Source organism: Cryobacterium sp. MDB1-18-1 (assembly GCF_004402735.1).
Classification (GTDB): Bacteria; Actinomycetota; Actinomycetes; order Actinomycetales; family Microbacteriaceae; genus Cryobacterium; species Cryobacterium glucosi.
In genome coordinates, this window is sequence record NZ_SOFR01000049.1 from 1 (window position 1) to 7728 (window position 7728).

Consider the following 7728-nt stretch of genomic DNA (forward strand, 5'->3'; position numbering starts at 1 on the left):
TGGTGGGCAGATCTGTTGGCCATGAGTGGGCAGTTTTCATGGCCATCAGCGGGCATTTTCCGTGGCCGCCAGTGGGCAGTTCTTCATGGCCCTTGACACACGCCCCGGATTATCTGCATTGCACATGTCGAAGATCGTGTCCTTAGTGCGCCCTGCAGTCGAGTTCCGCGGCAAAAGGGCCTTCGCGGATTTCTTGGTATTGTTCATGAACCATTCTCCTAGCGGTGGTGATTTGTCGAAGCCGTCACCGAGTTACAGGTCGGTGACGGCACCCTCGTTGCCCTTTTCACGCGTCCTCCAGAGCTGTGCCTCTCCGCGCGCTGACTTCAATCCAGTCGATGACCTCCGACTCGACGTAGATGACCGTCTTGGGAGTTGGCTTGCGGTACCGAGGACCCTTCCCGGTGAAACGCAACTGGGCAAGGGATCCCTTCGTCATGCCGGGGATAATCTCGCAGACTTGCTGCGGTGAGAGATACCTAGTCAATTCAGCTCCATCTCGCATACACAAAACCGAAGCGTCCTGTGTACGGGCTATACACTACACATAATCCACGATATTGTGTCTACATGTTTGAAACGGTTGAATATGAGCTTGGGAAGCAAATCGCCCACTTCCGAAAACTACTCAAGATGAGCGCCGATGAACTTGCCGAAAAGGCTGGATTCGGACTGACTAGATCGATAGTCGCCAATCTAGAGAATGGTCGAAAAGAGGATGTGACCGTGAGGCAACTCCTTGCGATGGCATTCGTGCTGGAAGTACAGCCAGCTGACTTGATCTTCCCCTTGAAGCAACCGTATAAGCGGATAGAAATCGCGAACGGAGAGAACAATGTCGTGCTCACGCCAATGTGGCTCGCTCGCGATTGGTTCACCGGAACAGGCAGCAGGAAGACGACCAGTTCTCTATTGAACGGTGAACCCATGCTGAACCCGCCGGGATTCGGCTATTCAGAGAACGAGATCATATTGATCGACCTCCGCAAACGAAGCGAACTACTTGAACAACTCGACCGACCAGAGAGCGGTTACCGCTTCGCGCCCCAGCGGAAGGGTTTCACAGTCAACCAGACAGCGAAATTCTTGTATCAGCGTGATCAGGAATCCAACCACGCTAACCTCTATCGGGTCGAGAATCGGCTGCGCGCCGCGGGCGTGAACCTGGAAAATCCGATCGGCCCGTCTCCCGAGACCCCCTTCTAGACATGGGTAGCATCACTCCTTACGAGACCGTAGCCGGCAAGCGCTATCGGGCTCGCTACCGCAAACCCGACCACTCCTCCACTGAGCGGCGCGGCTTCTCAACGAAGAAAGCTGCCGAGCTCTTCTTGGCTTCAATCGAAGTATCCAAGGCCAGAGGCGAGTTTGTGGATGCAACCGCATCTAGGTCAGTCATCGATATCCTCGGAGACGAGTGGTTGAACAATCAATCACACCTAAAACCCTCAAGCTTGCGCCCAATCGAGTCCGCTTGGAGACTGCACGTCCAGCCATTCTGGGGAAAGCGCTCGGTTGGCTCCATCCGTCACAGCGAGGTTCAAGGTTGGGTCACCGAACTATCCAAACGCAAGGGTGCAACGTTGGTGATTCGAGCATTCGGGATTCTCGCGTCGATCTTGGATGTCGCTGTGAAGGATCGCCGCATTAGTTCGAATGCCGCACGCGGGGTGAATCTTCCGAGAAAACCTCACAACAAGCATGTCTATCTTTCCCACCAGCAGGTTCAACTCCTCGCCGACAACGCTGGTCGGCATTCGACTCTGCTCCTATTCCTGTCATACACGGGTCTCCGGTGGGGCGAAGCAACAGCCCTAAGAGTAAGAAGTCTAGACACCACGAGGCGGCGTGCGAACGTCACTGAAAACGCCGTGAGCGTAGGCGGACCGATCATCGTTGGCACGCCGAAGTCGCACGAATTCCGCAGCGTTCCGTACCCTGAGTTTCTAACCGATCTGCTGGCCAAAGCATGCGCGGGAAAGGATCAAGATGAGCTTGTCTTCGGTGCCGGACTCGTCCATGTGCCGCTTCCCGACTCAAGAAGAGGTTGGCGAGTTTCGGCAGTAAGAAAGGCCCAAGCCATTGACGCGACACTTCAGCGAGTCACCGTCCATGATTTGCGCCATACAGCCGCCAGCCTGGCGATCTCCGCCGGCGCAAACGTGAAAGCCGTCCAGAAGATGCTTGGACACGCTTCAGCCGCCATGACGCTGGACACATACGCGGATCTATTCGACGACGATCTTGACGCTGTCGGAATCGCGCTCAATCAGGCAAAGAAGGTTTCAGATGTGGGCAAACCGTGGGCAAACCCCGAATCTCTGTAATGAAAAACCCCCTGCTTCCCAGTGTTTACAAGGGATTCAGGGGGTTTGACTGTGGCGGTACCGGTGGGATTTGAACCCACGGTGGAGTCTCCCCCACACAACTTTTCGAGAGTTGCACCTTCGGCCGCTCGGACACGGTACCGAGGGAGATTGTACGTGAGAAACAGGGGTCTGCGCGAATCAAGCCGATATTCGGGGCTCGCGGGCGGTATCCGCTTCACTGAAAACCGCGACACGCGAACACAGGAAGCAGAAAGCCGGCACCCAGAAACCGGCGGTACGCTCCCCCCGTGTCTAACGTCAAACCGAACCTTCGCGCGCTCCTGGTCACCCTCGGCGCCGTCACCACAGCTACCGGAATGACCGCTGCCGCCGTCGTTCGGGCACGCGGATTCCGGGAATGGCGCCAAGGCAACGCCCGGGTACTCAACGAGACCCTCCCCGCGCACGCCCAGTGGTGGCGGGAGCATGGCCGGGAGCCGGGCGAGCTGCTCTACGTGGCCATCGGCGACAGCGCCGCGCAGGGGATCGGGGCAAGCGAACCGCGGCGCAGCTACGTCGGGTTGCTCGCCGATCACATCCGCCTGGCCACCGGTCGCACGGTGCGCGTCGCCAACCTGAGCGTCTCGGGAGCGACCGTCGAGCTTGCCGTTCGCGACCAGCTGCCGCTCCTCTCGGAACTCTCCCCCGACATCGTCACGGTCGCGATCGGTGCGAACAACGTGGCGGTGTGGGATGCTGCGGTGTTCGAATCAGGGATCCGCGCGATCTTCGCTGCGTTACCACCACACGCCCTCGTGGCCGACCTGCCGTGCTTCCACCTGCCGCACAACGAACGGATCGTGGCCGTCGGGAACCGGATACTGCGGACGGTCGCCACCGAGTACGGGCTCACCGTTGTGCCCCTGCACGCGACGACGAAGCGGCCGGGGCTGCGCAGCGTCGCCACCCACGTGGCCAACGACCTGTTCCACCCGAACGACCGCGGCTACCGGGTCTGGGCCGAAGCATTCCTCCCGGCGTTGAGCGAGGACATCGCTCTGCTCGTTCCCGAGGACGCCGAGGAGTTCGCCGACCTGCGCGAGGGGTAGGCGCGCCCGACCGGCCGGGTGGGCGCGCGGACTTCGGCCAGGGCGTGCGCTCGAGCTTCAACCGGCGTGGGCACGCGGCCGATTGCCCGGGTGTCGGTGGCCGAAGCTAGGCTCGCAAGCATGGCCAGACCCGTTTCCTCCTTCCGCTGCACCGAGTGTGGCTGGACCACCCTGAAGTGGGCCGGGCGCTGCGGCGAGTGCCAGCAGTGGGGCACCGTGGTCGACATGACGGAGAAGGCGAGCCTCACCCGCGCCGTCAAGCCTGTCGCCGTGATCGGGTCCGGCATTGCGCGTCCGATCACGCACGTGGACACCACCGCGGTCTCGCACTGGCCGACCGGCATCGGCGAGTTCGACCGGGTGCTCGGCGGCGGCATCGTTCCCGGTTCGGTCATCCTGCTGAGCGGCGAGCCCGGCGTGGGTAAGTCAACGCTGCTGCTCGAGGTCGCCTCGAAGGCAGCGGCAGCCAAGTCCCGGGTGCTCTACGTGAGCGCCGAGGAATCGGTGAGCCAGGTGCGCCTGCGCGCCGAGCGCACCGGGGCCTTGCAGCGCGAGCTGTTCATCGCCGCCGAAACCGACCTCGCGACCATCCTCGGCCAGATCGACGCGGTGCAGCCGAGCCTCGTCATCATCGACTCCGTGCAGACCGTCGCGAGCGGGCTCTCCGACGGGCTTCCCGGCCAGCCGAGCCAGGTGCGCGAGGTCGCATCCACCCTCATCCGGGTCGCCAAGGACCGCAACCTGCCGATCCTCCTGGTCGGGCACGTCACCAAGGACGGGTCAATCGCCGGCCCCCGCCTGCTCGAGCACCTCGTGGACGTCGTCTGCCAGTTCGAGGGCGATCGGCAGACCGCGTTGCGCTTCGTGCGAGCGCTCAAGAACCGTTTCGGGCCGACCGACGAGGTCGGCTGCTTCGAGATGACCGGCGAGGGCATCTCCGAGGTTCCCGATCCGAGCGGCCTGTTCCTCACCCGCGGCGGCGTCCTGGTGCCCGGCACCTGCGTCACGGTCGCCCTCGAGGGGCGGAGGGCGATGCCGGTCGAGGTGCAGGCACTCGTCATGCCGAGCTCGGCGCCTAACCCGCGCCGGGTGACCAACGGCGTGGACTCATCGCGTGTCGCCATGATCATCGCCGTGCTCGAGCAGAGGGCTGAGGTGAAGGGCCTCGGTGCGTCGGATGTCTACGTGTCGACCGTAGGCGGCATCCGCCTGACCGAACCCGGCGCCGATCTCGCCATCGCGCTCGCGATCGCCTCCGCGTCGCGGAACAAGCCGATCGGGCATGACGTCGTGGCGTTCGGCGAGATCAGCCTCGCCGGCGAGGTGCGGCCGGTGTCGTCGGCCAAACAGCGTGCGAGTGAGGCGGCTCGGCTCGGGTTCGTGACCCGGATCGACTCCGGTGCCGGGCGGCTCGACTCTGCGATCATCCTCGCGCTGCGGGAGCCTGTCTCGGCACGGGACGCGGAGCTCAACGCGGCGTTCCGGTAGGCACGGGCGCCGGGCGGGCTAGCGCGACACCGAGGCCTGAACGGTTGCGGTGTGCACGACCCGGTTGCGGCCGTCGCGTTTGGCGACGTACAGCCGCACGTCCGCGGCTCGGAGGAGGTCGGAAGCCTGGACGCCGTCCTCGGGGGCGAGAGCAACCCCGATGCTCGCGGTGACGGGCAGCCCGGCGGTGATCGGGGTCCAGTCGTAGTCGGCGATGTCGCTGCGGGCCTCCTCGAAGCGTTCCCGGGCCTCTGCCGCGTCAGCGCCGGGCAGGATCAGCAGGAATTCCTCTCCGCCGAGGCGGGCGGCGATCCCGCCGGCGACCCGGTTGGCTGCGCGCTTCAGGATCTCGCCGAGCATGCGCAACACCTCGTCGCCGACCGCGTGGGACAGGGCGTCGTTGATGCGCTTGAAGTGGTCGATGTCGATCATCGCGATGGCGAAGCACGGCCCGCCCTCGCCGGACCGGATCGCCGCGACGCTCAGGTGTTCGTCCACGAAGCGGCGATTGTGCAGGCTCGTGAGCGGGTCGCGCTCGGCGAGTTCACGGTAGCGTTCGCTCTCGCGCCGCGATTCCGCGGTCTGGAACATGGCCTCGAGGATCCGCCCGCGGGATTCGTTCTCGCTCGCGCCGAGCGCGACCGACTGGGCGTGATAGCTCCGGTAGGCCTCGAAGGCCCGGCGGTAGTCGAGGTTCGCGGCGTAGGCCTCGGCCTGTTCGCGGGCGACTTCGGTGAGCCAGCGGACGAGGCCGTGACCAGCGGCGAGGGTGGCGCACTGGTCGATCACGCGCTGGGCCGCGTCGAGCCGTCCCTGGATCCGGTAAACCTCGGCGAGGGTGACCAGTGCTGCCGAGACCGCATCGGGGTTGGGGTCGTCGTTCGCGGTTTCGATGGCCGGAAGCAGCATCCGCTCGGCTTCGTCGAGCCGCCCCGCGGTCAGGTAGACCCTGGCGATCGTGTCGCGCGCGTACATGCCGATCGGGCGGGAGTTCGCCGTGGAGCGAGCAGCTGCTCGACGGTCTCGAGCGCGGCCACGTGGTTGTGGGCGAGATACTCGGTGTACGCGAGGTTGTTCAGGATCATGTAGCGGATGTTGGTGTCGGTGTCGTCGATGACGAGCCGCAGGGCCTCGTTGTAGCGACGCCGCGACTCGTCGAAGGATCCGGCCGAGCCAAGGGCGTCGGCCAGGCAGAGTCGGGCTGCGGCCCGCATCAGCGGCACCTCGCTCTCGTCGATCAGATCGTTGACGAGAACGGCGTGCTCGAGGGCGAGGGCGGGGTCACCGACCATCTCGAACACCGAGCCGAGCACGTCGTGACAGCGGGACTGCAGAGCGACTTCGCCGTGCCGCTCGGCCCAGGCAAGGATCTGTTGCACCTCGGCCGCGCTGCGGCTCGGATCTCCGCGGGTGCGGCTGATGTTGGCCAGGAGCACGCGGAGGCGCCGCGCGACGGCTCCCCTGCCGAGGCCGGTCTCGACGCTGCTGTAGTCGACGAACTCACCGTTCGCGCCATCGATGTCGACGACGCGCAGCTCGATCAGCCAGTCCCTGGCGGCCTGGTTGGCCTCGTCGCGGTCGATCCAGAAGAGGCGCTCGACGCGCGCGAGTCTCGCCTCGATCGATTCATTCGGCGGTGCGTTCATCGTGGCCTGCTCCCCGACAGGCGTGTGTTCCCGGCCTTCAATCTCCCCACCGGGAACCCTCTCCGAGAGAGGGAGGAACACTGTCGAGGCTCAGCCTAGCGCCCAGCCCGGACACCGGCGAATGGACGCCGCAGGATGCCGCCGATGGGGGGTGCCGACTTAGGCGTCGTCGCTGGAATCGGTTTCCGGGAGGGTGCCGAGCGCCGCCATCAGGTCGTCAGGGGCCGCCTGCATCACGTGCGGGCCGGCGATGTCGAAGAAGACCATCTCAAGCACGTTCCGATGCACGGTGAGGAAGTCGCGCAGCCACTGGGCGTCGCCGACCATGACCTGGGGGTCCACTTCATCGGGCACCATGCGGACGTAATTCTCGGCGGAGGAGAAGAGCAGCAGCATCCGCTTGTCGGTGCCTTCGCGGCCGAAGACGCGAACCTGCTCGCCCTGCCCGTTGACGACGAGCTGCGGCACGATCACGACGTCGTTGCGGAGGGCGTATGCGACGGCTGCTACGTCCTGGGCGGCGAGGGCGGTAGCAAGGGCCACGGAGCGGGTCGGCGGGGTCGGCGGCGTCATGTCAGTCGGGTCAGTCGGGTCAGTCGGGTCAGTCACGCCACCCATTCAATCATTCCGTCCGCACCGGCTTGGCACCGGAGCGGACTATTCCGCTCTGGGCTGACGTGCGGTACGGGCAATCGTTCAGTCGAGGATGAACTGCTTGGGTGTCGCCGATGCGATGCCGTCGACGGAGACGGCGAGATGATAGGAGGCTCCCCCGGCCGGCGCGGCGGTGCGGGTGGACTCGTCGCAGGTGGCGGCGTTGGAGCGGACCCGGTCCCAGGCGATCGGTGTTGTCGAGCTCACCGGAACGCCCGGTTGCAGGGTGACGTCGGCGTCGGCGGCCGCACTCTGGCAGTCCGTCGAGGTCCAGTAGATGTCCTGGCCGCTCGAGATCGTGAAGACCTGCTTCGAGGTGCCGGCGTTGATCACGCAGGGGACGGTGCCCGTGTTCGTGATGCTGAGGGAGAGTTCGGGCTTCTGGCCGGGCTGGTACGTGACGGCGTCGGTCAGCGCTTCGACGGTGACGGCGGCCGGGTCGCAGGCGGCGGGGGCGGCGTCCGCAGCAGCGGCGGCGGGAGCGGCGGCGGGAGCGGCGGCGGGAGCGGCGGCGTCAGCGCC

Annotated in this window: 10 protein-coding genes and 1 tRNA gene; 4 read left to right on the forward strand and 7 right to left on the reverse strand. The window is 65.0% G+C overall.

All coding sequences use genetic code 11. The annotated features are described in order from the left end of the window. Window positions 1-45: 45 nt before the first annotated feature. Together E3O50_RS19170 and E3O50_RS12580 are read right to left on the reverse strand one after the other, a co-directional pair. Window positions 46-207 (reverse strand): hypothetical protein, encoded by a 162-nt coding sequence (locus E3O50_RS19170; protein WP_166790650.1) that lies wholly within the window; start codon window positions 205-207, stop codon window positions 46-48. 79 nt (window positions 208-286) lie between these two features. Then, a complete protein-coding gene (locus tag E3O50_RS12580; RefSeq protein WP_241975362.1) occupies window positions 287-439 on the reverse strand; it encodes a hypothetical protein in 153 nt (50 codons plus the stop codon). Between the two features lie 131 nt (window positions 440-570). Between E3O50_RS12580 and E3O50_RS12585 the strand changes: the two genes are divergently transcribed. Together E3O50_RS12585 and E3O50_RS12590 are read left to right on the forward strand one after the other, a co-directional pair. Then, window positions 571-1206, forward strand: a complete 636-nt coding sequence (locus E3O50_RS12585; protein WP_134559191.1) for a helix-turn-helix transcriptional regulator — start codon at window positions 571-573, stop codon at window positions 1204-1206. Window positions 1207-1208: 2 nt separating this feature from the next. Beyond that, window positions 1209-2327, forward strand: coding sequence for a site-specific integrase (locus E3O50_RS12590; RefSeq protein WP_134559193.1), 1119 nt, complete (start codon window positions 1209-1211; stop codon window positions 2325-2327). 52 nt (window positions 2328-2379) lie between these two features. On the opposite strand, the gene E3O50_RS12595 is transcribed toward E3O50_RS12590, so the two are convergent. Beyond that, window positions 2380-2469: transfer RNA gene (locus E3O50_RS12595), tRNA-Ser, on the reverse strand. 148 nt (window positions 2470-2617) lie between these two features. Here E3O50_RS12595 and E3O50_RS12600 point away from each other — a divergent pair. Both E3O50_RS12600 and radA read left to right on the forward strand, forming a co-directional pair. Further along, window positions 2618-3418, forward strand: coding sequence for an SGNH/GDSL hydrolase family protein (locus E3O50_RS12600; protein ID WP_241975363.1), 801 nt, complete (start codon window positions 2618-2620; stop codon window positions 3416-3418). Window positions 3419-3538: 120 nt separating this feature from the next. Next, entirely contained in the window at window positions 3539-4906 is a 1368-nt protein-coding gene (gene radA, locus E3O50_RS12605) for a DNA repair protein RadA (RefSeq protein WP_134559195.1), read from the forward strand. Between the two features lie 18 nt (window positions 4907-4924). Here radA and E3O50_RS12610 read toward each other — a convergent pair whose 3' ends face one another. From E3O50_RS12610 to E3O50_RS19175, 4 genes are all read right to left on the reverse strand, one after another. Continuing rightward, the gene (locus tag E3O50_RS12610) at window positions 4925-5881 is read right to left on the reverse strand and encodes a GGDEF domain-containing protein (RefSeq protein WP_134559196.1); all 957 of its coding nucleotides are present in this window, start codon (window positions 5879-5881) and stop codon (window positions 4925-4927) included. Next, window positions 5845-6552 carry a tetratricopeptide repeat protein gene (locus E3O50_RS12615; protein ID WP_134559198.1) on the reverse strand — a complete coding sequence of 236 codons (708 nt, stop codon included), beginning with the start codon at window positions 6550-6552 and terminating at the stop codon, window positions 5845-5847. The genes E3O50_RS12610 and E3O50_RS12615 overlap by 37 nt, the downstream gene beginning before the upstream one ends. A gap of 159 nt (window positions 6553-6711) precedes the next feature. Continuing rightward, window positions 6712-7161: a dehydrogenase gene (locus tag E3O50_RS12620; protein ID WP_241975364.1), complete on the reverse strand. Its 450-nt coding sequence runs from the start codon at window positions 7159-7161 to the stop codon at window positions 6712-6714. Between the two features lie 87 nt (window positions 7162-7248). Then, window positions 7249-7728, reverse strand: a 480-nt coding sequence (locus E3O50_RS19175; protein ID WP_166790986.1) for a hypothetical protein, incomplete at its 5' end; no start/stop codon positions are given.

Coding starts and splice junctions, on each gene's coding strand:
- E3O50_RS12615 (WP_134559198.1), bottom strand. CDS start 6,552: ATGAACGCACCGCCGAATGAATCGATCGAGGCGAGACTCGCGCGCGTC.
- radA (WP_134559195.1), top strand. CDS start 3,539: ATGGCCAGACCCGTTTCCTCCTTCCGCTGCACCGAGTGTGGCTGGACC.
- E3O50_RS12610 (WP_134559196.1), bottom strand. CDS start 5,881: ATGTACGCGCGCGACACGATCGCCAGGGTCTACCTGACCGCGGGGCGG.
- E3O50_RS12580 (WP_241975362.1), bottom strand. CDS start 439: ATGACGAAGGGATCCCTTGCCCAGTTGCGTTTCACCGGGAAGGGTCCT.
- E3O50_RS12590 (WP_134559193.1), top strand. CDS start 1,209: ATGGGTAGCATCACTCCTTACGAGACCGTAGCCGGCAAGCGCTATCGG.
- E3O50_RS12585 (WP_134559191.1), top strand. CDS start 571: ATGTTTGAAACGGTTGAATATGAGCTTGGGAAGCAAATCGCCCACTTC.
- E3O50_RS19170 (WP_166790650.1), bottom strand. CDS start 207: ATGAACAATACCAAGAAATCCGCGAAGGCCCTTTTGCCGCGGAACTCG.